At 66.2% G+C, this 22,593-nt stretch carries 22 protein-coding genes; 15 read left to right on the forward strand and 7 right to left on the reverse strand.

All coding sequences use genetic code 11. The features are described 5' to 3' along the window. The first annotated feature begins 274 nt into the window (after positions 1-274). Genes lepA through hemW form a run of 3 tightly spaced genes read left to right on the forward strand, consistent with a single transcriptional unit; the run spans position 275 to position 4,033 of the window. Positions 275-2,146: a translation elongation factor 4 gene (gene lepA / locus FB562_RS04405; protein WP_141880034.1), complete on the forward strand. Its 1,872-nt coding sequence runs from the start codon at positions 275-277 to the stop codon at positions 2,144-2,146. Beyond that, the gene (locus FB562_RS04410; protein ID WP_141880035.1) at positions 2,146-2,799 is read left to right on the forward strand and encodes a DUF1990 domain-containing protein; all 654 of its coding nucleotides are present in this window, start codon (positions 2,146-2,148) and stop codon (positions 2,797-2,799) included. Before lepA ends, FB562_RS04410 begins: the two co-directional genes overlap by 1 nt. Before the next feature lie 4 nt (positions 2,800-2,803). Further along, positions 2,804-4,033: a radical SAM family heme chaperone HemW gene (hemW, locus tag FB562_RS04415; RefSeq protein ID WP_141880036.1), complete on the forward strand. Its 1,230-nt coding sequence runs from the start codon at positions 2,804-2,806 to the stop codon at positions 4,031-4,033. Between the two features lie 18 nt (positions 4,034-4,051). Here the strand turns inward: hemW and FB562_RS04420 are convergent, their stop codons facing one another. Further along, positions 4,052-4,462 carry a DUF4870 domain-containing protein gene (locus FB562_RS04420; protein WP_141880037.1) on the reverse strand — a complete coding sequence of 137 codons (411 nt, stop codon included), beginning with the start codon at positions 4,460-4,462 and terminating at the stop codon, positions 4,052-4,054. A gap of 78 nt (positions 4,463-4,540) precedes the next feature. Continuing rightward, positions 4,541-4,939 carry a DUF4870 domain-containing protein gene (locus FB562_RS04425; protein ID WP_141880038.1) on the reverse strand — a complete coding sequence of 133 codons (399 nt, stop codon included), beginning with the start codon at positions 4,937-4,939 and terminating at the stop codon, positions 4,541-4,543. A gap of 207 nt (positions 4,940-5,146) precedes the next feature. Between FB562_RS04425 and hrcA the strand changes: the two genes are divergently transcribed. The 12 genes from hrcA (at position 5,147) to FB562_RS04485 (ending at position 16,590) form a co-directional block, all read left to right on the forward strand. After that, complete coding sequence (gene hrcA / locus FB562_RS04430; protein ID WP_141880039.1) at positions 5,147-6,169, forward strand: heat-inducible transcriptional repressor HrcA; 1,023 nt, start codon at positions 5,147-5,149, stop codon at positions 6,167-6,169. Between the two features lie 48 nt (positions 6,170-6,217). Further along, entirely contained in the window at positions 6,218-7,318 is a 1,101-nt protein-coding gene (gene dnaJ, locus FB562_RS04435; RefSeq protein WP_141880040.1) for a molecular chaperone DnaJ, read from the forward strand. A 22-nt stretch (positions 7,319-7,340) separates the two neighbouring features. Continuing rightward, positions 7,341-8,069 carry a 16S rRNA (uracil(1498)-N(3))-methyltransferase gene (locus FB562_RS04440; protein ID WP_141880041.1) on the forward strand — a complete coding sequence of 243 codons (729 nt, stop codon included), beginning with the start codon at positions 7,341-7,343 and terminating at the stop codon, positions 8,067-8,069. A gap of 57 nt (positions 8,070-8,126) precedes the next feature. Continuing rightward, positions 8,127-8,483 (forward strand): histidine triad nucleotide-binding protein, encoded by a 357-nt coding sequence (locus tag FB562_RS04445; protein WP_141880042.1) that lies wholly within the window; start codon positions 8,127-8,129, stop codon positions 8,481-8,483. Positions 8,484-8,589: 106 nt separating this feature from the next. Further along, positions 8,590-9,534 carry a PhoH family protein gene (locus FB562_RS04450; protein ID WP_141881080.1) on the forward strand — a complete coding sequence of 315 codons (945 nt, stop codon included), beginning with the start codon at positions 8,590-8,592 and terminating at the stop codon, positions 9,532-9,534. Further along, the gene (gene ybeY, locus FB562_RS04455) at positions 9,531-9,995 is read left to right on the forward strand and encodes an rRNA maturation RNase YbeY (RefSeq protein WP_141880043.1); all 465 of its coding nucleotides are present in this window, start codon (positions 9,531-9,533) and stop codon (positions 9,993-9,995) included. The genes FB562_RS04450 and ybeY overlap by 4 nt, the downstream gene beginning before the upstream one ends. Before the next feature lie 46 nt (positions 9,996-10,041). Beyond that, positions 10,042-11,346: a hemolysin family protein gene (locus FB562_RS04460; protein WP_141880044.1), complete on the forward strand. Its 1,305-nt coding sequence runs from the start codon at positions 10,042-10,044 to the stop codon at positions 11,344-11,346. After that, positions 11,336-12,259 (forward strand): GTPase Era, encoded by a 924-nt coding sequence (gene era, locus FB562_RS04465; RefSeq protein ID WP_141880045.1) that lies wholly within the window; start codon positions 11,336-11,338, stop codon positions 12,257-12,259. The genes FB562_RS04460 and era overlap by 11 nt, the downstream gene beginning before the upstream one ends. 116 nt (positions 12,260-12,375) lie before the next feature. Continuing rightward, entirely contained in the window at positions 12,376-13,653 is a 1,278-nt protein-coding gene (locus FB562_RS04470) for a sensor histidine kinase (protein ID WP_141880046.1), read from the forward strand. Continuing rightward, positions 13,650-14,318 carry a response regulator gene (locus FB562_RS04475; protein WP_141880047.1) on the forward strand — a complete coding sequence of 223 codons (669 nt, stop codon included), beginning with the start codon at positions 13,650-13,652 and terminating at the stop codon, positions 14,316-14,318. Before FB562_RS04470 ends, FB562_RS04475 begins: the two co-directional genes overlap by 4 nt. 116 nt (positions 14,319-14,434) lie before the next feature. Continuing rightward, entirely contained in the window at positions 14,435-15,196 is a 762-nt protein-coding gene (locus tag FB562_RS04480) for an ABC transporter ATP-binding protein (protein ID WP_141880048.1), read from the forward strand. Next, a complete protein-coding gene (locus FB562_RS04485; RefSeq protein ID WP_141880049.1) occupies positions 15,193-16,590 on the forward strand; it encodes an ABC transporter permease in 1,398 nt (465 codons plus the stop codon). The genes FB562_RS04480 and FB562_RS04485 overlap by 4 nt, the downstream gene beginning before the upstream one ends. On the opposite strand, the gene FB562_RS04490 is transcribed toward FB562_RS04485, so the two are convergent. The 5 genes from FB562_RS04490 to FB562_RS04510 form a co-directional block, all read right to left on the reverse strand. Beyond that, positions 16,587-17,609: a LacI family DNA-binding transcriptional regulator gene (locus FB562_RS04490; protein WP_141880050.1), complete on the reverse strand. Its 1,023-nt coding sequence runs from the start codon at positions 17,607-17,609 to the stop codon at positions 16,587-16,589. The genes FB562_RS04485 and FB562_RS04490 overlap by 4 nt on opposite strands. An 80-nt stretch (positions 17,610-17,689) precedes the next feature. Further along, on the reverse strand, positions 17,690-19,126 hold the full coding sequence (locus FB562_RS04495) for a GH1 family beta-glucosidase (protein ID WP_141880051.1): 1,437 nt from the start codon (positions 19,124-19,126) through the stop codon (positions 17,690-17,692). A 47-nt stretch (positions 19,127-19,173) separates the two neighbouring features. After that, entirely contained in the window at positions 19,174-20,043 is an 870-nt protein-coding gene (locus FB562_RS04500; RefSeq protein ID WP_141881081.1) for a carbohydrate ABC transporter permease, read from the reverse strand. A 35-nt stretch (positions 20,044-20,078) separates the two neighbouring features. Further along, positions 20,079-21,080: a carbohydrate ABC transporter permease gene (locus FB562_RS04505; protein WP_141880052.1), complete on the reverse strand. Its 1,002-nt coding sequence runs from the start codon at positions 21,078-21,080 to the stop codon at positions 20,079-20,081. A 94-nt stretch (positions 21,081-21,174) separates the two neighbouring features. After that, entirely contained in the window at positions 21,175-22,461 is a 1,287-nt protein-coding gene (locus tag FB562_RS04510) for an ABC transporter substrate-binding protein (RefSeq protein ID WP_141880053.1), read from the reverse strand. Positions 22,462-22,593: the final 132 nt, after the last annotated feature.

Genomic DNA, 22,593 nt, shown 5'->3' on the forward strand with positions numbered 1-22,593 from the left:
GCCGTGACCGCGTCGATGTAGAGGGCATCGATTCGGCTGAGGGCTGCAATTCGCACCCGTGATCGTGGGAAATGAACGCGGTGCGCAAGCCAACAGGCAACTTTACCAGTCTTGAGGGGCATCCGACAATTCCCCGATCGTCGGCGCGCCGCGTGCGAAGCGCCCCGCCTTTGGGCGCCGATTCGGGCAGCGGCCTCAGGCATGGGAGAATCGACGGATATCATCCCCCGGGCGCGCCGCATGCGGCCTGCCACCAGAGTCTTCAGAGGAACGCGTGAGCCCCAGAGCACAGAAGGCCCTCGAGCCGGCTTCGACCGACCCCGCCTTCATTCGCAACTTCTGCATCATCGCCCATATCGACCACGGTAAGTCGACGTTGGCCGATCGCATGCTGCAGGTGACGGGTGTCGTCAGTGACCGCGATATGCGCGCCCAGTATCTCGATCGCATGGATATCGAGCGTGAGCGTGGCATCACGATCAAGAGCCAGGCGGTGCGGATGCCGTGGGCTCTGGATGCGCAGACCGGCCCGTCTCCGGCGGGCACCTACGCGTTGAACATGATCGACACCCCCGGGCACGTCGACTTCACCTATGAGGTCTCGCGCAGCCTTGCCGCCTGCGAGGGCGCCATCCTGCTTGTGGATGCGGCGCAGGGCATCGAGGCGCAGACGCTGGCGAACCTGTATCTGGCGCTCGACAACGACCTGACGATCGTTCCGGTGCTGAACAAGATCGACCTGCCTGCGGCCGACCCCGAGAAGTATGCGCGGGAGCTCGCCGATCTGATCGGCGGTTCGCCTGACGATGTGCTCCGGGTCTCCGGAAAGACGGGCGTGGGTGTTCCTGAGCTGCTTGACCGCGTCACGAGTGTCATCCCGCCGCCTGTCGGTGATGCGAGTGCGCCGCCGCGGGCCATGATCTTCGACTCGGTCTACGACAGCTACCGTGGCGTGGTCACGTATGTGCGGATGGTCGACGGCCAGCTGAATCCGCGCGAGAAGATCCAGATGATGTCGACGCGTGCGACGCATGAGATCCTCGAGATCGGTGTCAGTTCGCCTGAGCCGGTGCCCAGCAAGGGGTTAGGGGTCGGCGAGGTCGGTTATCTGATCACGGGTGTGAAGGATGTGCGCCAGTCGAAGGTGGGCGACACGGTGACGACGGCGTCGAAGCCGGCATCCGCGGCCCTTCCCGGGTACACGGAGCCTCTCCCGATGGTCTTCTCCGGCCTGTATCCGATCGATGGCAGCGACTATCCGGCGCTGCGCGATGCGCTCGACAAGCTGAAGCTTTCGGATGCTTCGCTCGTCTATGAGCCGGAGACCTCGGTTGCGTTGGGCTTCGGTTTCCGCTGCGGCTTCCTCGGCCTCCTGCATCTGGAGATCATCACGGAGCGGCTCGACCGCGAGTTCGGGCTCGACCTGATCACGACTGCGCCATCCGTCATCTATGAGGTGACGACGGAGGACCGGAAGACGGTCACCGTGACGAACCCGAGCGAGTTCCCGGTGGGCCGCATCGATTCGGTGAGCGAGCCGATCGTGAAGGCGGCGATCCTCGCGCCCAAGGACTATGTCGGCGTGATCATGGAGCTCTGCCAGGGGCGCCGCGGCACGCTCCTCGGCATGGACTATCTCGGCGAGGACAGGGTCGAGATCAAGTACACGATGCCGCTCGGCGAGATCGTGTTCGACTTCTTCGACCAGCTGAAGAGCAAGACGGCCGGCTATGCGAGCCTCGACTACGAGCCGTCGGGTCAGCAGGAGGCCGACCTGGTAAAGGTCGACATCCTGTTGCAGGGCGAGCAGGTGGATGCGTTCAGCGCGATCGTGCACCGCGAGAAGGCGTATGCCTATGGCGTGCTGATGACGGGGCGTCTGCGCGAGCTGATTCCGCGCCAGCAGTTCGAGGTGCCCATTCAGGCGGCGATCGGTGCTCGCATCATCGCTCGTGAGAGCATCCGTGCCATCCGCAAGGATGTTCTGGCCAAGTGCTACGGCGGTGACATCACCCGCAAGCGCAAGCTCCTCGAGAAGCAGAAGGAGGGCAAGAAGCGCATGAAGATGGTGGGCCGCGTCGAGGTTCCTCAGGAGGCGTTCATTGCCGCCCTCTCGGGTGATGTCGAGAAGAAGGACAAGAAGTAGTGTCGCGCCCCGCGCTCTGGAATCTTCCTGTCACCTACGCGGCGGTGGGGGCCACTCAGTCGCCCGAGACGCTGCGCTACCCGCCGGAGGGCTACCGCGTCTTCGAGAAGCGGGTGCGCATCGGCACCGGCCCCGCGCGCTGGGATTTCGCCTGGCACGCGACACTCGCGTGGGGTATCAAGGTCCGCAGCGGTTTCACGATCGAGCTGACGGAGACCCCTCCGGAGGTCACCGAGGGCAGCTACGCGCCCGTCTCCTTCGACACGGCGGGCACGCCCGTCGCCCCTGCCATCACCGGCCCGTCGACAGAGACGGTGTACGGGCCGGACGGCCTGCCCTTCGTCTCGCCCGGCGACTCGGCCTGGCTGGTGCTGCACGTCGGCCCGTTCAAGATCCATGAGCCTGTGCGCGTCGTCTACGTGATCGACGAACCGAATCGCAAGGGCTTCGCCTACGGCACCCTGCCCGGCCACCAGATCAGCGGTGAGGAGTCGTTCGTCGTCGACCTCGAAGACGACGGCTCCGTGTGGCTCACGGTCCGCACGATCTCTCGCTCTGCGACGGGGTGGGGGTGGGCGCGTCCTTTCCTCGCGATCGGGCAGCGCATCATCCGTGCCCGCTATCTGAAGGCCCTCACCGGCCCTGTCGACTGACACGATGCCCTCCGCCCTGCCCATCGCCGACCCTGCGCCCCTCGACGGCGCCCTTCCGGCATCCGTCGCCGAGGGCGCGGAGGGCCGCGACTTCGGCGTCTACCTGCATGTGCCGTTCTGCCGTGTGCGCTGCGGCTACTGCGATTTCAACACCTACACCTCAGATGAGCTTCGGGGTGCGAAGCGCAGCGACTACGCGAGCCAGGCTGTGCAGGAGGTCGCGCTGGCACGTGGCGTGATGGATGCTGCGGGCCTGCCCGAGCGGCCGGTGTCAACCGTCTTCTTCGGCGGCGGCACTCCGACGCTGCTGCCCGCATCCGATCTGGTCTCGATGTTCGACGCTGTGCGCGACGCCTGGCGAATCGCTCCGGATGCGGAGGTCACGACAGAGGCGAACCCCGATTCGGTCGACCTCGACTACCTGATGGCGCTGGGGCGCGCCGGTTTCACGCGGGTGTCGTTCGGCATGCAGTCGGCCGTCCCACACGTTCTGGCGACGCTGGAGCGCACCCACGACCCCGAGCGCGTGCCGCTGGTGGTCGCGTGGGCCCGCGAGGCGGGCCTCGACGTCAGCCTCGACCTCATCTACGGAACACCGGGGGAGTCGCTCGACGACTGGCGCCGCTCGCTCGAGCACGCCATCGCGCAGGCGCCGGATCACCTCTCCGCCTATTCGCTCATCGTGGAGGACGGCACGAAGCTGGCCCGGCAGATCAGGCGCGGCGAGGTTGCGCAGCCTGATGAGGATCTGCAGGCCGACATGTACGAGCTGGCCGACGAGCTGCTCGGCGCGGCCGGATTCGACTGGTACGAGGTGAGCAACTGGGCGACGACGGATGCCCACCGCTCCCGTCACAACCTCGCCTACTGGAGGGGTCACGACTGGTGGGGTGTCGGGCCCGGCGCCCACAGCCATGTCGGCGGGGTCCGCTGGTGGAATGTGAAGCATCCGGCCGCCTACGCCGACCGCATCATGGCGGGGCATTCGCCTGCCGCCGGGCGGGAGACGCTCGACCAGGAGACGAGACGGGTCGAGCGTGTGCTCCTCCAGCTGCGCATCCGTGAAGGAATATCGGCGGGGGAGCTGGGGCCGCAGGGCCGCACGGCCGTCGCGGGGCTCATCGCCGACGGCCTCGTCGAGGGTGCGAGTGCGGTGCGCGGCACGATCGTGCTCACGAGGAACGGGCGGCTGCTCGCAGATGCCGTCGTGCGACGGCTCCTCGACGAAGGCTGATGCCGCCCGTCCCGGGTGCTACTTGATGAATTCGATCGTCACCGGGTACTTGTAGTACTGCCCCGAGTTCGCCTTGACCGCTGCGATGATCATGAAGACGATGGCGGCGACACCGAATGCGATGAGAACCGGCACAACGATGATCGCCCCGATTCCGAACGTCACGGCCACGATGATGCTGCCCACGATGCTGAGGGCGACCGCATAGATGGTGAACGAGATCTGGAAGTTGAGGGCAGACCTCGTGTGCTCACGCACGAACGGCCCGCGGTCCTTCAACAGCAGATAGCCGATCAGCGCCGGCAGGAAGCCGAGAAAGATGCCGCCGACATGGATGAGCGTCGCCCACAGCTTCTCGTCTGAGGGGCTGAGCGGCTGCGGTGCGGCGTTGTAGCCGGAGGGCGGTGGTGGGGGTGCCTGATTCGTCATACGGCCCATTAAAGCAAACCCGCCCGTGAACGACGCAGGGCCGGGAGCAATGCTCCCGGCCCTGCGTCTGCTCTGCGACTACTTGATGAGGCGCAGGTTGACCGGGTAGCGGTAGGACTGGCCGTTCTTCGCGGCGTTGAAACCCTGAATGCAGAACACGATCGTGAGAATCCAGAGCGCGAGCGGCAGGATCCATCCGATGAGCATCCAGAAGCCGAAGGTGACAGCGGTCAGCACGGCGTTGATGATCTGGATCGCAATGTGGCCGATGGTGACGGCGATCTGGAAGTTCACCGACTCCTTGCCCTCACGGTCGGTGTGGGTGCCGCGGTCCTTGAACACGAGCCAGATGATGAGCGGCGGGAGGATCCACAGGATGCCACCCAGGTGTGCGAACGACGCCCACTGGTTGTCCTCGGCAGGGGTGAGCGGTGCTGCTGCCGCCGGTGACGCGGGGGGAGGGGTCTGATCGGTCATTGCGTATGCCTTTCCGGTTTTCGGGAGTTGCCCGGTGCATGCCGGGACACCTGACGCTGCTGAGTGCCCCCTGAATGAGGGCAGCGAAGGCTATCCCATAAGGTAGTGCCTCTTCGCCGCGCCGCGCAACGAATGCGGAAGCGGCGTGTCACGATACAATTGGCAGTCAACTTGTTCGAGTGCCAATGACCGTGAGGGCGGTGGATTGTGGTCTCAGATCGCGGTCTCGAGGTGCTCCGGGTGATCGTGCAGGACTATGTGGAGTCCCGAGAGCCTGTCGGCTCCAAGTCGATCGTCGAGCGCCATTCATTCGGCGTGTCCGCGGCGACGATCCGCAACGACATGGCCCAGCTCGAGGAGGAGGAGTTGATTGCCGCGCCGCACACCTCCTCCGGCCGTGTGCCGACCGACAAGGGTTATCGCCTCTTCGTCAACCAGCTCGCCGATCTCAGGCCGTTGAATGCGGCGCAGCGGCAGGCGATCCACGCGTTCCTGGGCGAATCGGCCGATCTCGATGACGTGCTCGCGCGCACGGTGCGCCTGCTCTCGCAGCTCACGCATCAGGTCGCTCTTGTGCAGTACCCGTCTCTGGGGCGCTCGCGCATCCGTCATGTCGAGTTGGTGCCGCTCACCGAGTCGCGCATTCTCACCGTGCTGATCACCGACACCGGTCGGGTGGAGCAGCGCATGGTCGACGTGGGGCCCGGCCTCGATGACGAGTTTTTGAGTGACCTGCGGATGCGCATCAACTCGGCCCTCGACGGGCTGCTCCTCACGGAGGCGGCTGCGCGCCTCGACTCGCTCGCCGACGACTTCGCTCCTGCTCGGCGCGAGGTGGTGCATCCGATCGCGGCCAGCCTGGCCGAGCAGGTTCTCGCGAACAGGCACGACAGGCTCGTGATGGCGGGGGCTGCGAATCTTGCGCGCACGGAGGAGGACTTCGCCGGCAGCATCTATCCTGTTCTGGAGGCGATCGAGGAGCAGGTCACCCTGCTGAAGCTCTTCGGCGAGATGGAGCAGGATCAGGCTGGCATCTCGGTGCGCATCGGCCGGGAGAACGAGTCTTTCGGCCTCGGCGAGGCTTCCGTGCTGAGCACGGGCTACACGGCGGCCGGCGGCGAGCTTGCCCGCCTGGGGCTTCTGGGGCCGACCCGGATGGACTATTCCAGCAATATGGCGGCGGTTCGTGCGGTTGCACGTTACCTGTCGCGCCTGTTGGGCGAGAGTTGACTGTGGCGCGGCGCGTCACACGAGAGAACAAGAATCTAAGGAACTGCAGTGGCTGACCATTACGAAGTACTCGGCGTCGACCGGGATGCGACCCCCGAGGTGATCAAGAAGGCGTACCGTCGTCTTGCCCGCGAGTTGCACCCCGATGTGAATCCGGGAGCGGATGCCGCCGATCGCTTCAAGGACGTGACCCACGCCTATGACGTGCTCTCCGACCCCAAGCAGAAGGAGCAGTACGATCTGGGCGACCAGGCCGGCTTCGGCGGTGGATTCGGTGGCTTCGGCGACATCTTCGAGACCTTCTTCGGCGGTGGGGGCGGCGGCAATCGCCCTCCGCGTTCTCGCACGGAGCGAGGGCAGGATGCGCTCGTCCGCATCGAGGTGACGCTCGAGGATGTCATCTTCGGCACGCAGCACGAGGTCGAGGTCGACACGGCCGTCACGTGCAAGACGTGCGCGGGCTCCTGCTGCGCCCCGGGCACCGAGATGGCGACATGCGACATCTGTGGCGGCTCCGGCCTCATCCAGCGTTCCGTGCGCAGCCTGCTCGGCAATGTGATGACCTCGAGCCCCTGTGGCACCTGCCGCGGCTTCGGCACGGTCATCCCGAACCCGTGCTCGACGTGCTCCGGCCAGGGCCGCGTGCGCGCCCGCCGTCGCATCCCCGTCGACATCCCCGCCGGCGTTGACACGGGCCTTCGCCTGCAGATGCCGAGTCAGGGCGAGGTCGGCCCGGCCGGTGGGCCCAACGGCGACCTGTACCTCGAGATCAAGGTGCGCCACCACGATGTGTTCAGCCGCAATGGCGACGACATCCTGGCGACGCTCGAGGTGCAGATGACGGATGCGATCCTCGGCACGACGGCCACGTTCGACGCGCTCGATGGTCCGGTCGAGCTGGAGATCAAGCCCGGCGCGCAGAGCGCGGAGGTGATCACGGTCAAGGATCGTGGCGTCACCCACCTGCGTGGTTCGGGCCGTGGTGATCTGAAGGTCGGCATCCAGGTGCTCACGCCCACGAAGCTCAACTCGAAGTCGAAGGAGCTCATCGCCGAGCTGGCCCGCGTGCAGAATGCGGTGCCGCCGCATCTGGCGCACTTCCAGCAGGGGCTGTTCCAGAAGCTGCGCGACCGCTTCCTGAACATCTAGCTGCGACAGGCGGGAGACGAGCGTGGCGCACTTCTACCTGAACGAGTCGCTAGTGTCGGCGGCGCCGGGCGCATCCGTCTCGATCGAGGGTGCCGAGGCCAGGCATGCCGTCACGGTGAGTCGCATCCGGGTGGGGGAGTCGCTGTCGATCGGCAACGGTGCGGGGCTTGTCGTGACCGGGCCGGTTGTGGAGGCGGATGCTGCCCGTCTCGTCGTCGAGGCCGTCGACGTCGTCGAGACCCCGGTGCCGTCGCCTGCGGTGCTGCTCGTGCAGGCTCTGGCCAAGGGCGATCGCGATGAGTCCGCCGTGCAGGCGGCGACCGAGCTCGGTGTGGATGCTGTTGTGCCGTGGGCTGCGCAGCGCTCGATCGTGAGATGGCAGGGCCCCAAGGTGGCGAAGGGCATCGAGCGGTGGAGGGCGATCGTGCGCGAGGCCACGAAGCAGTCGATGAGGCCGCGCATCCCTGAGGTGCGGGAGCTGGCGTCGACGACCGCAGTCGCCGCGCTGGCGTCGCAACTGCGTGTGCTCGTGCTGGAGCCGACGGCGGAACAGCGGCTGTCTGAGCTCGAACTCGACGGGCGCGATGTTGCCGTCGTCGTGGGGCCGGAGGGAGGCATCGCGCCGGCCGAGCTCGAGCAGTTGGCCGCGGCAGGAGCCGTCGCTGTGCGTCTCGGCGACGGGGTGCTGCGAACCTCCACGGCGGGTCCCGCGGCGATCGCGGTACTGAGCGCGCGCCTGGGCCGCTGGTAGTGGCGGCAGCCACGCTCGCGCCGCAGTGCCGGGCCGGTTGTCGCTTAGGCTTGTCGTATGCCTGACCATGCCGAACCGTCCATCTTCACGAGGATCATCGATCGTGAGATCCCGGCCGACGTCGTCTTCGAGAGCGAGCGGCTGATCGCGATCCGCGACATCGCGCCGAAGGCCCCTGTGCACCTGCTTGTGATCCCGAAGGATCCGCAGTTCCGTGATGTCGTCGAACTCGCGGCGGGCGATCCGGAGCTCCTCGCAGAGATGGTCGCCGCGGCTGCGACGCTGGCAGAGGAACACTGTGGCGGCCAGTTCCGTCTCGTGTTCAACACGGGCACGGATGCCGGCCAGACGGTGTTCCACGTTCACGCCCACATCATGGGCGGCGGGCTCACGGAAGGCTCCCTTGGCGATTGACGACGGCTTCGAATCGGCGCACGGCCCAGCATCCCCGGGCGGCTCCGACGGCAGCGGCGCGCAGGATGCCGTCACAAGCGAGCGCTTTCGGGTGGACGGCGTGGCGATGGTGCACCTTCTGGGGCCGCAGGATCGCCTGCTTCGCACCATGGAGGAACAGCATCCGCTCGTCTCGGTGCACGTCCGTGGCAACGAGATCCAACTCGATGGGCCTGTAGATCAGGTGCGCGCCGTGCGCAGGCTCATCGATGAGCTCGCCGTGCTGGCCCGGGCCGAGCATGATCTCGGCGTGGGTGATGTGCGCGAGTCTGCTCGACTCATCGCGAGCGACGGGGAGCGCCCCAGCGATGTTCTGGGGCAGCCGATCCTGACCAGCCGGGGCAAGAGCATCCGACCGAAGACGCTCGGTCAGCGCGACTATGTCGATGCGATCGACGAGAACACGATCGTGTTCGGCATCGGCCCTGCGGGCACCGGCAAGACCTACCTGGCGATGGCGAAGGCTGTGCAGGCCCTGCAGCGCAAGGAGGTCAACCGCATCATCCTGACCCGTCCGGCGGTCGAGGCTGGCGAGCGGCTGGGCTTCCTTCCGGGAACCCTCACCGACAAGATCGACCCCTACCTTCGCCCGCTGTACGACGCGCTGAACGAGATGATGGACCCCGATGTGGTCGTCAAGCTGATGGCGATCGGCACGATCGAGGTCGCCCCGCTCGCCTATATGCGTGGGCGCACGCTCAATGACTCCTTCGTGGTGCTCGATGAGGCGCAGAACACGACGCCGGAGCAGATGAAGATGTTCCTCACGAGGCTCGGTTTCGGCTCGAAGATGGTCGTCACGGGGGATGTCACGCAAGTGGACCTGCCGATGGGGTCGAGCGGGCTGAAGCTGGTCACCCATGTACTCGACGAGATCGACGAGATCCACTTCGCGATGCTCACGAGCGCCGATGTCGTGCGGCACACGCTTGTCGGCCGCATCGTCGACGCCTACACCCGCTATGACGCGGAACGACAGATGAACAGCTTCGAACGAGAGGGACGCCCGTGAGCATCGAGGTCAACAACGAGTCGGTCGTCGAGGTCGACGAGGCCGCGCTGCAGCGCCTCGCGCTCTACGCGCTCGACCAGCTGCACGTGCACCCCGACGCCGAGCTGTCGATCGTGCTCGTCGACGAGGCGGCGATGGAACAGCTGCACGTGCAGTGGATGGATGAGCCCGGGCCGACCGATGTGCTCAGCTTTCCGATGGACGAGCTGCGCCCGGGCACCGACGACGAACTGACCCCTGCCGGGCTGCTCGGCGATGTGGTGCTCTGCCCGCAGGTGGCGCAGTCTCAGGCCGACACGGCGGGGCACAGCATGCTCGATGAGCTGCTCCTGCTGACGGCCCACGGCATCCTGCATCTTCTCGGCTTCGACCACGCCGAGCCCGATGAGGAGCGCGAGATGTTCGGTCTGCAGCGTGAGATCCTGCTCGGCTTCGCCGCCGAGGAGAGACGTCGCCGGTGACGATGATGCCCGGATGCCCACAGCGGCCTGAGCGGGCGGCAACGTCATGACGATCGTCTTCGTCATCGCGGCGGTGCTCCTCGTCGCCTTCGGTGGCCTGCTGGCTGCCGCCGACGCCGCGATCGGCGTGCTCTCCCGCGCCGATGTGCAGGATCTCGCCCAGGATTCGCGTTTCCGTCGCTCGCTTCTGGCGATCTCCTCCGACATGGGAGCGCATGTCAACGCCCTCAACTTCATGCGCGTGGTTGCCGAGACGACGGCGGCCGTTCTGGTGACGATGTCGTTCGCGACCCTGTTCGAGCAGTGGTGGCTCGCGCTGCTGTGCTCGGCGTTCATCATGATCGTGACCTCCTTCGTTCTGGTCGGCTCCAGCCCGCGCAGTGTGGGGCGCGAGCACGCCAGACCCATCCTGCGGGCCTCGGCCTGGGTGGTGCACGCGATCCGCGTGCTGCTGGGCCCGGTCGCGGCGGCGCTCGTCGCGATCGGCAACAGGGTCACCCCGGGCCGGCCGAAGACGGTCACGTTCAGCTCTGAGGAGCAGCTGCTGAGCATGGTCGACGAGGCGACGGAACTCGACGTGCTCGAGGAGCAGGACCGTGAGCTCATCCATTCGATCTTCGAGTTCAACGACACGGTCGTGCGCGAGGTGATGATCCCGCGCACCGACATGATGACGATCGACGGGGTCGACGGCATCGAGCAGGCCATGTCGGCATTCCTCGGTCAGGGGATCTCCCGCATGCCGGTGCTCGGTGACGACGTCGACGAGGTTCTGGGGGTGCTGTACCTGCGCGATGTGGCGCGGCTCAGCCACGAGCAGCCGATCGACGCGCAGTCGGTGACGATGGCCGAGCTGGCCCGGCCCGCACTGTTCGTGCCCGAGTCGAAGAAGGCAGACGACCTGCTGCGTCAGATGCAGCTGGAGTCGAACCACCTGGCCATGGTCGTGGACGAGTACGGCGGCATTGCCGGGCTGGTGACGCTCGAGGATCTGATCGAGGAGCTCGTCGGCGACATCTCAGACGAGTACGACCGTGCGGTCGAGGAGATCAAGGATCTGGGTGACGGGCGCTTCCGGGTTGCTGCACGACTGCCGGTGGATGAGCTGGGTGAGCTCTTCGGCATCGACCTCGACGACGATGACGTCGATTCGGTTGGTGGGCTGCTGACGAAGGTGTTCGGCCGGCTGCCGAAGTCGGGTTCTGTTGCGAGGACATCCGGTCTGATCCTCACCGCCGAGCGCACCGAGGGGCGCCGCAAGCGCCTCAGCACAGTACTGGTCGAACGCGATGCGGCGCTGATCGACGCACAAGAGGCTTTCCGCGAGATGAGGACACCCAATGAGCAGTGACACACCAGGCGAGCAGGCGGGCGCGGCGACGCACAGGGCGGGGTTCGTCACCTTCGTCGGGCGCCCGAACGTGGGCAAGTCGACGCTGACGAATGCCCTCGTCGGCGAGAAGGTCGCCATCACGAGCAGCAAGCCGCAGACGACCCGCCGGGCGATCCGCGGAATCGTGCACCGGGCATCCGGCCAGCTCGTTCTGGTGGACACGCCCGGCATCCACCGGCCGCGCACTCTTCTGGGCGAGCGGCTGAACACGGTCGTGCAGGACACGCTCGGCGAGGTCGACGTGATCTGCTTCTGCGTGCCCGCGAACGAGAAGCTCGGGCCGGGCGATCGCTTCATCAACGAGCAGCTGGATGCCTTCCCGCGCGCGAAGAAGGTCGCCATCGTCACGAAGGTCGATGCGGCGGGGCGGGCCCATGTGGCCGAGCAGCTTCTGGCGGTGTCTGAGCTGCGCGACTGGGAGGCGGTCATTCCGGTGTCGGCGCTCACCAGCATCCAGCTCGACACTCTCACCGACGAGCTGATCGCCCTCCTGCCGGAGTCGCCCGCCCTGTACCCGGCGGAGACGGTGACGGAGGAGAGGCTGGAGGATCGTATCGCGGAGCTGATCCGGGAGGCGGCGCTCGAGGGTGTGCAGGATGAGCTGCCGCATTCGATCGCGATCACCATCGACGACATCGTGGAGCGCGACGACAAGGATCTTGTCGAGATCTACGCGAATCTCTTCGTGGAGCGTGACAGCCAGAAGGGCATCATCATCGGCCACAAGGGCAGCCGGCTTGCGGAGGTCGGTGCTCGGGCGAGGGCGCAGATCGAGCCGCTCATCGGCAGCAGGGTGTTCCTGTCGTTGCGGGTGAAGGTCGCAAAGGACTGGCAGCGCGACTCGAAGCAGCTTGGCCGTCTGGGCTTCTGATCCCACCCCTCGCGGGTTGAGGAGCGTCTCGAAACCCTCGCACCCCCGCTACATCTCAAGGATGATCTTCCCCGTCCGGTGACGGCACCGAGCCCCTCAGGCCGTACCGTGGAGGGATGTTCCGCTCCCTGACCACGCGCCAGCTACTGTTCGACATCCTGGTGTCGGCGTCGTGCGTGCTCGTCAGGCTGGCGCTCGGCGTGCCCGACCTGGCGATGGCGGTCGTGATCGTGGCGATGGGCGCCGCTCTCGGGCTGCGTCGCGCGAATCCTCAGCTCGCGCTCATGGTCGCGTGGGCCGGGGCGCTGTTGCAGGTGCTCACCCTGCAGCAGCCGGATGTCTCCAATCTGGCGATCCTGCCGGTGCTGTTCGCGACGGCCGCCTATGGTTCTCGCACGGTGCGCTGGTTCGGGCTCGGCTCGGCCGGCGCTGGTGCACTGGTCATTGCGCTGTACATGTTCCTGCAGAGCGGCACGCTCGGAGGGGTCTGTTCGGTGGAGTCGACACTCGGCTGCCTCCGCAACCAGATCGTCGATTTCACGCTCGTCTTCGGCCTCATCTTCGTCAGCAGCCTTGTCGCTTTCGTGCTGAGTTGGACTCTCGGGCTTCTGGGGCGCACCCGCCGTCTCTCATCGGAGAGCCGGGCGGCGCAACGGCAGGCTGAGCTGGAGCAGGAGGAGGCGGAGCGCCTGGCGATCGTCGAGCAGGAGCGCAATCGCATCGCCCGCGACATGCATGACGTTGTGGCTCATTCGCTTGCGGTTGTGATCGCGCAGGCCGACGGCGCCCGTTATGTGGCGAAGTCCGACCCCGGTGCGGTGGAGGAGGCGTTGGCGGCCATTTCGGGTACGGCGCGTGAGGCGCTCGGCGATGTGCGCATCCTGCTGGGGCAGCTCAGGCACAGCCAGGGTGTGGGCCCGCAGCCGACGCTCGACGATCTGGATCGTCTCATTGAGCAGATGGGCGCTTCGGGGCTTGTGATCGACAGCCGTGAGCTTCTGAGGGGCGAAGCTCGGGATGCTCGGACGCTGCCTGGTCAGTTGGGTTCGGGTCAGCAGTTGGCTGTGTTCCGCATCGTGCAGGAGGCGCTCACGAATGCTTTGCGCCATGGCGACACTACGCAGGAGGTATCGCTTGTGCTCGACTGGTCTGCCAACGGGCTCGAGTTGCTCATCGACAATGCAGTGGCGGAGAACACTTCTGAGCTGGGCACACACGGGCACGGTCTCGCCGGTATGAGGGAGAGGGCTTCGCTCGTGGGCGGTTCGCTGGTGACGGGGGTGCAGGGTGAGCGTTTTGTCGTCACGGCGAGCATCCCGTTCGAACCGCGAAGCGCCGAATTGACAGGAAATGAGCCCCGGATGGCGGGCGCCGAGGTGGGGGAGCACGAATGAGTGAGCCGATCACGGTCGGGCTGGTCGACGATCAGGCCCTGTTCAGGGCGGGCATCCGGATGCTCGTGTCGTCGCAGTCGGATCTCGCTTTCGTCGGCGAGGCGGCCGATGGTGCTGAGGGCATCGCCATGGCGAGGGAGCATCGGCCGGATGTGATCCTGATGGACATCCGCATGCCTGTCATGGACGGCATCGAGTCGACGGCAACGATTCTCGCTGATGCCGAGGCCCGTGGTGGGCGCCCGCCTCGCGTGATCGTGCTGACGACCTTCGACCTCGATGAGGCGGCGACGCGCGCGATCAGGGCGGGTGCGAGCGGTTTCGTGTTGAAGGATGCCGAGCCGGAGTTCCTGCTTGCGGCGATCCGCACGGTTCACGCCGGCACCTCGGTCATCGCGGCCTCAGCCACCCGGGAACTGTTCGAGCACTTTGCGGAGAGGCCCTCGAGCCTGAGCGAGCCGCAGGAGTTCGCCATGCTCACCGGCAGGGAGCGCGACATCTTCACGCTGGCGGCGAAGGGGCTCAGCAATGCCGAGATCGCTCGGCAGGAGTTTCTGAGCGAGGCGACGGTGAAGACCCACATCAGCCGCATCCTCGCAAAGCTGAGTCTGCGTGATCGGGTGCAGCTCGTGGTCTTCGCGTTTGAGAACGGGCTCGCCGACTGAAGGTGCCGCCTGCGCGGATCGCCATCCTGCGGGGCATCCGGAGTCATCCTTCAGATGTACGGATGCGCGACCTGCGCCGGATGCCCGGGGCCCGCCGCGAATCAGACGATTGAAGCATGGCATTCAATCATTCAGAAGCGGGCCTCGTCGCCCGGGTCTCCCAGCTCAGCAAGTCCTACGGTGAGGGTACGAGCCGCGTCACCGCGCTCGACGGCGTCTCCATCGGGATCCGGCAGGGCGAGTTCACTGCGATCATGGGGCCGAGCGGCTCCGGCAAGTCGACGCTCATGCACATCATGGCCGGTCTCGACTCGCCCACATCGGGCCAGGTCTGGCTCGGCAACACCGACATCACGCATCTCGGCGACTCGGAGTTGACGGTTCTGCGCCGCCGCCGCATAGGCTTCGTGTTCCAGTCGTTCAATCTGGTGCCGACTCTCGACGTGAGCGGCAACATCCATCTCCCGTTCGAGTTGGACGGGCGTCAGCCGAACACGACGGAGCGCGGCTGGATCACGGAGCTCATCGATTCGCTCGGCCTCGGCAACCGGCTCAGCCACCGCCCACACCAGCTCTCGGGCGGCCAGCAGCAGCGGGTGGCGATCGCCCGCGCGCTGGCGACGAGACCCGATCTGGTGTTCGCGGACGAGCCCACCGGCAACCTCGATTCGAGGACGGGGCGCGAGGTGCTTTCGCTGCTGGCCGCAGCGAGTTCCGGCTACGGCCAGAGCATCGCCATGGTCACCCATGATCCGATCGCGGCAAGCTTCGCCGATCGCATCCTGTTCCTCGCCGATGGGAAGGTCGTCGAGGAGCGCGAGCGTTCGACGCCCGAGGAGATCAGCAGCTTCATGCTGGGCATGGAGCAGACGGCATGAAGAGCATGAGCCTGCGCGACCACGTCTCGAGCCTTGTCGTGACGACGTTGAGCGCATCCTTCGGTGTCGCGCTGATCCAGGCGACGAGCTATCTGGCGACGATGATCTCGGCCGATGACATCGCCTCCCACGGCTCGGTGCAGGTAGCCCTAGCGATGGTGGCGGGCGTGTTCATCGTCATCGCCGTTTATGTCGGGTCGATCGTGACCGCGAACACCTTCGCGACGATCATCGCGGGGCGCACCCGCACGATCGCGCTCATGCGTCTGATCGGGTCGAGCTCGGCGGCGCTGCGGCGTTCCGTCGCGACCGAGGGTCTTCTCGTCGGGATCTTCGGCGCGATCGCCGGCACGCTCCTCGGGCTGCTGATATCCATAGCCGGGTTGTCGGCGATGGTGACGAGCGGTTTCGTGCCGCGCCTCGACTACGGCACCGTCGACCCTCTGGTCGTGCTGCCGATGGTCTTCGTCGTGCTCACCACCTGGTGGGCCTCGTGGGTCGGGTCGAAGAAGGTTCTTGCTGTGACGCCCATCCAAGCGACCGGTGCGGCACAGGAGCCGAGCCGCGAGGAGTCGATGCGTCGTCCTGTGCGCAACGCCATGGCCGGCGTGCTCTTCTTCGGCGGGCTCGTGGTGCTGGCTGCGGGCGTTGCGATCGGCATGGTCTCGCCTCTCGGCTTCCTGGTCTCCTTTGTCGGTGGCATGGCATCATTCTCGGGGGTCGTGGCCGGTGCCCATCTGGTCATTCCCCGCCTTCTCGCCGTGAGCGGTCGCCTCCTCGGGTCATCGTCGTCGGCCCGGCTGGCGGCACAGAACGGCATCCGCTACCCCGAGCGCAGTGCTCGTACGACGATCGGACTCGTCATCGGCGTCACCCTGGTCACGACCTTCGCGGTCGCGGCTCAGGGATATCTCGACATGATCCGGGCGGCGCAGGTGAACGAGCCGGAGTCCTACCAAGCGGTTGACAGCATCCTGCTGGTCACGGTTGGCGTGTTCAGTGTGCTGATCGGGTTCTCGGCGCTCATCGCAGCCATCGGCATGATCAACAATCTCTCGCTGAGCGTGCTGCAGCGTTCGCGAGAGCTCGGGCTGCTGCGCGCACTCGGCTTCACGGCCCGGCAGGTGCGCGCGATGATCATCGCCGAGAGCGTGCAGTTGACCGTCACGGGAGTCGGGCTGGGCCTGATACTGGGTGTCGTCTATGGCTGGGCGGGCGCGCAGTCGCTTCTCGGCGCGATCTACGGCAGCCCCGGCCTCGTGGCACCGTCGGTTCCGTGGCTGCTACTCGTGGTGCTCGTCGTCGGCGCGGGGTTGCTCACGCTGGCCGCCGCGCAGGCGCCCGCCCGCCGGGCGACCCGTGTGTCACCTGTGCAGGCTCTCGCCGTCGACTAGGCGGAATCCCTCACGATCAGCCGCGTCTCTATGGTCGTGAGGGGTTTCACCGGCCGACCCTCGATGAGATCGAGCAGGGTCTCGGCCATGATCGCCCCCTTCGTGTCGGTCGCCAGATCGACCGTGGTGAGCGGGGGGCTGGAGTTCGTGGAGAAGTAGTTGTCGTCGATCGTGGCGACCGCGATGTCGCCCGGCACGGTGAGGCCGTGCTCCTTCAGAACTCCGAGGGCTCCGGATGCCATCTGTGCAGAGGCAGCCATGAGGCCGTCGGGCAGTGGCCCCCGTTCAAGCATTCGCCTCATGGCGGCCGCACCACCGGCGGGGGTGAAGTCGCCCTCCTCCAGCTGCGCCGCATCCAGCCCGGCATCCCTGAGGGTGTGGCGCCACCCGGCCGAGCGGTCGATACCAGCGGAGGTGTCGAGCGGCGGCGAGATGGTGGCGATGCGGCGGCAACCGCGATCCACGAGGTGCTGCGTTGCCTTCGCGGCGGCCTCGACGTTGTCGACATCGACGACGTAGTGTTCGCTGCCGTCGTCGATCAGAGGCCGAACCCCGAACACGACGGGAAGGCTGCGGGAGAGTTCGACGTAGGAGGCGTCGCGGCTGTGGCGCGCGAGGATGAGAGCGCCGTCGACATTTCCGCCTTCGAGAAAGCGCATCGTCTTCTGGGGGTCGGCGTCCGACTCGATGAGGAGCGTCAGGGTGTAATCGGTTGACGAGACACGCATGGCAGCGCCCTGGATCACCGCGGCGAAGTAGGGGTCGGAGAAGAACTTCGAGGTCTGCTCCGGGATGACCATCGCGATCATGTGTGTCTTGCGACGGGCGAGGCTGCGCGCGGCCCGGTTGGGCACATAGTTGAGCTTCGCGACCGCGCTGCTGACGGCGGCGACGGATGCGGTGGTGACCTGTGTCGACCCGTTGATCACGCGCGAGGCCGTGGCGAGCGACACGCCGGCCAGCGCGGCGACGTCGCGGAGCGTCGCCACGGTGCCCCCCTGCTCGTTACCGATCGTCATCCCGACCCCTTCATGACGGTGCTCCAGCCGCATCCGATCTTTGCGAAGCTTAGCCAACGGCGGCGTGGCGCTCCGTCAGGCTAGGGGATGCGTCGCTCGGCGATGAGCTGCTGCAGCCAGTGTCCGCTCGCCTTGACGGTGCGCTTCTGGGTCTCGTAGTCCACATGCACGATCCCGAAGCGCTTGCTGTAGCCGTAGCCCCATTCGAAATTGTCGAGCAGCGACCACACCAGATAGCCGCGCAGATCGACTCCCCGGGCCATCGCACGGTGCGCCGCGACGAAGTGCCGGTGGAGGTAGTCGACCCGCTCCGGGTCGTCGACCCGGCCATCACGCACCTCGTCGTCGAACGCGGCGCCGTTCTCCGTGATCATGAGGGGGAGATCGGGGAACTGTTCCGAGAGCGAGACGAGCAGCTCTTCGAGCCCATCGGGGGCGATGTTCCAGCCCATTGCCGTGTAGGGCCCGTCTTGCACCTGGAACTCGACATCGCGGCTTCCCGGCCACGGCGAGCCACCGACATCCTTGTGTCCGTCGGCATTCTGGCGCGGTGACTCGCCGTCCCACATGCGCACGGTGGCGGTGGAGTAGTAGTTGACGCCGAGAAAGTCGAGCGGCTGCCGGATGATCTCGAGATCGCCGGGCAGCACGAACGCCCAGTCGGTGATGTCCGCGGTGTCGGCGAGGAAGTCTGCGGGATATTCCCCGAGAAGCACGGGGCCGGTGAAGCAGCGGTTGGCGAGAGCATCGATGCGGCGAATCGCCTCCGGGGAGCTCTCGTGGTCGCCACGCAGAACATGGAAGTTCAGCGTTATCGAATACTCCGCGTCGAGCGTGACCGTCTCACGCAGAGCCTTGATGGCGAGGCCGTGAGCGAGGTTCAGGTGGTGAACGGCGCGAAGCGCGGCCAGCGGTTCTTTGCGCCCGGGGGCGTGAGCACCCGACCCGTAGCCCAGATATGCGCTGCACCACGGCTCGTTCAGGGTCGTCCAGGTCGCGACCCGATCACCGAGCGCGGCACCGACGATCGCGGCGTATTCGGCGAAGCGGTAGGCGGTCTCGCGGTTCGTCCATCCGCCCTCGTTTTCAAGCGCCTGCGGCAGATCCCAGTGGTACAGGGTTGCGATGGGGCGGATGCCGCGGGCGATGAGCCCGTCGACGAGCCGGCTGTAGAAGTCCAGACCTGCCTGGTTGACCTCCCCTGAACCGAGGGGTTGGATGCGCGGCCACGCGATCGAGAAACGGTAGGCCTCTAGGCCGAGCGAGGCCATGAGGTCGAGGTCGTCCTCCATGCGGTGGTAATGGTCGTCTGCGATGGCCCCCGTGTCGCCGTTGACGATCGCGCCGGGGGTGGCGCTGAAGGTGTCCCAGATGGAGGGGCCGCGGCCAGCCTCATCCACTGCACCTTCGATCTGGTACGAGGCTGTTGCCGAGCCGATGACGAAGCCCTGAGGCAGAGCTGCACCTGATTCGCGGTGATCGTCGGTGGAGGTCAGGGAGGTGGTGCTGATGGTCACAGTGGATTGTCCTTGTTGTGTGGTGTGGTGGTGGTTCGAGCGGTCGGTCAGCCCTTGACGGCGCCCTGCATGATGCCGGCGACGAGTTGCTTACCGGCGACGAGGAACAGGATGAGCAGCGGGATCACAGAGAGCACGGCACCGGCCAGAACCATGGAGTGATCGGGGGTCTGCCCTCCGCTGGCGCTCAGTGTGGCGAGCGCGGTCTGCACGTTCGGGTTACTCGGGCCGAGCACGAGGAGAGGCCAGAGGAAGTCGGTCCAGGCCGCCATGAACGTGAAAAGGCCGAGCACCGCCATGGCCGGGCGTGCAGAGGGCACGGCGACGTGCCAGAACGTGCCCCACATGCTCGCGCCGTCGACTCTGGCTGCTTCTATGAGCTCGTCGGGGATGACGTCGACGAGATACTGCCGCATGAAGAACACCCCGAAGGCGGTGACCAGCCCGGGAACGATCACGGCCTGCAACGTTCCGATCCAGCCCCAGTCGGCCATGAGCATGAACAACGGGATTATGCCGAGCTGCGTCGGGATCGCCATGGTCGCGATGACCGCGACGAGAAGCCCGCTTCGACCCCTGAACCGCAGTTTCGCGAAGGAGTACCCCGCGAGCGTGGAGAAGAACACGACGGACACGGTTATGGCGCCCGAGATGATGACGCTGTTGAGCAGCGCCTGCCAGAAGGGAACCGTCTCGAAGACCTTTGCCGCGTTGCCCAAGAAGTTTTCCCCGGGCAGCATCGCCGGTGGCACCAGATTGGTGTCGGATGACTGCCGGCTTGCGATCACGAACGACCACCACAGCGGAAACGCCGATCCGGCGAAGTAGGCGATCAGTAGGGCGTAGGTGAGCATCCCCGGGCGTTCATATGCTTTGCGTCGGCGGGCGCGCCGCTCCATGACGGCAACCGGATCCATCCGGTGCGGTGCCTGTGCGTGTTGCTTGATGGCGGTCACTTGCGGCCTCCGAATGTGTTCTGCGGCAGCGCACCGGCGGGTATCTTGACCGCACGCACCTCGTTGGTGCGAATGGCCCGCGTGATGGCGTAGTTGATGAGCCCCGCCAGGATGATGATGATGAACAGGATCCAGGCGGTGGCGGCGGCCCGGCCGAAGTCGCGGCGGGGGAATGCGAGCTCATAGAGGTAGAGGACGATCGTCTGGAACTGACGGTCGCCTCCGCCGTTGGTGCGCCCGTCGAAGAGCTTCGGCTCGGTGAAGATCTGAAGCCCGCCGATCGTGGCGGTGATGACCACGAAGATCAGCGTGGGGCGGATCATCGGAATCGTGATCGACCAGAACCGGCGCACCTTGCTCGCACCGTCCAGGGCCGCCGACTCGTAGACATCCCGGGGGATGGCCTGCATCGCGGCGAGAAGAATGAGGGCGTTGTAGCCGGTCCAACGCCAGTTGACCATTGAGGCGATCGCCACGTGGGAGGGGAACACATCGAAGGCCCAGCGGATGGGGTCCAGCCCGAAGGATTCGAGCAGGCCTGCGACGGGGCCGTGGTACTGGTTGAAGATCTGCAGGAAGATCACCGAGACCGCCACCGGCGCGACGATGTACGGCAGCAGGATGCTCATGCGCCAGAACGTGCGCCACCGCAGCGCCTGGTCGAGCAGTGCGGCGATGCCTGTGGCGACCACGAGCTGCGGGATGGCCGAGAGTAGAAAGATGCTGATGGTGTTACCGAAGGCGTTCCAGAAGAACGGGTCGCCGAGCACCGCCTGAAAGTTGGCGATGCCGACGAAGTCGCCCTGCCCCTTGAGCAGATGCCATTCGTAGACCGAGACGTTGAGGGTGTAGGCGATCGGGAAGATGCCGATGAGGGCGAAGAGTATGAAGAACGGTGCCACGTAGAGGTATGGCGACGCCTTGTAGTCGAGGCGTGCCATCTTCTGCTTGAACGTGAGGGCGGCCGGCGGCCGGTGCCCGGTGGTGGTGAGGGCCATCACTCAGCCAATCTGCGAGAGGGGCGGGCCTGTTGAAGGCAGGGGGATGGCGGCCCCCATCCGTGGGGATGGGGGCCGCCGGGGTTTGCGACCGTCAGCTGCCGACGAGTTGGTCGAGCAGTGTGAGTGCTTCCTTCCAGGCGGTCTCACCGTCGGTGATCTCGCCCTGACTGACCCGGTCGAGGATCGGCCCGAACACGTTGTCCTGGATGTTCGAATCCTCAGGACCCTTCACCTGGGCCACGACGCCCTCGGAGCGGGCGGCGAAGATCTCGCCGACCGGGGCGCTGTTGAAGAACTCGTTGGTGGTGTCGTTCACGAGTTCCTGGCCTTCGATGGTGCTGGGGTACGGGCCTGCGAGCTCGAACGATGCTGCCTGCTGCGCGGGGGCAGCGAGCCAGAGCGCGAGCTTGGCGGCCTCCTCCTTGTGCTGCGAGGAGTCTGCGACTCCCAGGAAGGCACCGCCCCAGTTGGCCGCACCGCCGGGGAGCACATCAGCGAAGTCCCAGCCGCTGTCGGTCGTGCCCGCGTCGTAGTAGCCCTGCACGATGCCGAGCATCCAGCTCGGGCACATGTAGGTCGCGAACTTGTCCTCCTTCGCCTCTGGTCCGACATCCCAGCCCGGGAGCTTGGCTCCGAGGCCAGACATCTCGGCCTCGACGAGTCCGACGAAGTGCTCCTTGAGCACGTTGTTGCCCTCGATGTTCAGGGTCTCGCCGTCGGCCTTGTAGTAGCCCTCGTCCTGCTGGTTCACGAAGGAGTTCCAGAAGAAGCGCGGGCTGTGCCAGAAGGCCTTGCCCGAGGCGGCGAGGTACTCCTGCCCGACCTCGTAGAAACGCTCCCAGGTGGCGTCGTCGCCGCCGAGGTACTCGGCGACCTCGGTGCGTTCGCTCGGAAGGCCTGCGGCCGCGAAGAGGTCACCGCGATAGCAGATGCCCTGAGGGCCGATGTCGAGGCCGGCGCCGATCACGCGGCCGTCGGCATCCGTTCCCTGCTCGTACTTCCAGTCGAGCCAGGTGTCTGCCTGGTCTTCGATCCCGTAGTCGCGCAGGTCGACGAAGGAGCCGGCGACCTCCTGGATGCTGCCGAGCCAGCCTTCCTCGATGGCGACGATGTCGCTGAGTCCGGTGCCGGCGGCGATCTTCGCGTAGGCGTCGTCACGCGCTGCGCCACCGCCCTCAAGGTTGGTCGCCTCGATGATGATGTCGGGGTTCTCCTCCATGTACTTCTCGTAGTTGGCATCGACACCCATGGTGCCGAATGTCGTGATCGACAGCGTGGTCTTGCCGCTGTCACCGGATGCGCTGCATCCGGTTGCGACGAGCGCGAGCGCAGCGGCTGCGGCGATCGAGGCGGCGATTGTGCGTCGTGAATTGGCCACAACACTCCCTTGTGTTTGCGTGGTGCATCGGATGGCGGAGCGGTCCGGGTAATGAGCATGGAACCGCTTCCATGGATTTACCGGGACACTACGCCGGGTGATTGTGGTGTGTCAACAGAAAGCATGGAAACG

It is taken from the genome of Homoserinimonas aerilata, from assembly GCF_006716125.1.
In the GTDB taxonomy this organism is placed as follows: Bacteria; Actinomycetota; Actinomycetes; order Actinomycetales; family Microbacteriaceae; genus Homoserinimonas; species Homoserinimonas aerilata.

What these genes read in the sequence shown, in the direction of transcription:
- era (WP_141880045.1), top strand. Translation starts at nt 11,336, where the DNA reads ATGAGCAGTGACACACCAGGCGAGCAGGCGGGCGCGGCGACGCACAGG.
- FB562_RS04470 (WP_141880046.1), top strand. Translation starts at nt 12,376, where the DNA reads ATGTTCCGCTCCCTGACCACGCGCCAGCTACTGTTCGACATCCTGGTG.
- FB562_RS04485 (WP_141880049.1), top strand. Translation starts at nt 15,193, where the DNA reads ATGAAGAGCATGAGCCTGCGCGACCACGTCTCGAGCCTTGTCGTGACG.
- FB562_RS04480 (WP_141880048.1), top strand. Translation starts at nt 14,435, where the DNA reads ATGGCATTCAATCATTCAGAAGCGGGCCTCGTCGCCCGGGTCTCCCAG.
- FB562_RS04420 (WP_141880037.1), bottom strand. Translation starts at nt 4,462, where the DNA reads ATGACGAATCAGGCACCCCCACCACCGCCCTCCGGCTACAACGCCGCA.
- FB562_RS04490 (WP_141880050.1), bottom strand. Translation starts at nt 17,609, where the DNA reads ATGACGATCGGTAACGAGCAGGGGGGCACCGTGGCGACGCTCCGCGAC.
- FB562_RS04475 (WP_141880047.1), top strand. Translation starts at nt 13,650, where the DNA reads ATGAGTGAGCCGATCACGGTCGGGCTGGTCGACGATCAGGCCCTGTTC.
- FB562_RS04425 (WP_141880038.1), bottom strand. Translation starts at nt 4,939, where the DNA reads ATGACCGATCAGACCCCTCCCCCCGCGTCACCGGCGGCAGCAGCACCG.
- FB562_RS04505 (WP_141880052.1), bottom strand. Translation starts at nt 21,080, where the DNA reads ATGGCCCTCACCACCACCGGGCACCGGCCGCCGGCCGCCCTCACGTTC.
- FB562_RS04445 (WP_141880042.1), top strand. Translation starts at nt 8,127, where the DNA reads ATGCCTGACCATGCCGAACCGTCCATCTTCACGAGGATCATCGATCGT.
- FB562_RS04460 (WP_141880044.1), top strand. Translation starts at nt 10,042, where the DNA reads ATGACGATCGTCTTCGTCATCGCGGCGGTGCTCCTCGTCGCCTTCGGT.
- FB562_RS04500 (WP_141881081.1), bottom strand. Translation starts at nt 20,043, where the DNA reads ATGGATCCGGTTGCCGTCATGGAGCGGCGCGCCCGCCGACGCAAAGCA.
- hemW (WP_141880036.1), top strand. Translation starts at nt 2,804, where the DNA reads ATGCCCTCCGCCCTGCCCATCGCCGACCCTGCGCCCCTCGACGGCGCC.
- FB562_RS04450 (WP_141881080.1), top strand. Translation starts at nt 8,590, where the DNA reads ATGGTGCACCTTCTGGGGCCGCAGGATCGCCTGCTTCGCACCATGGAG.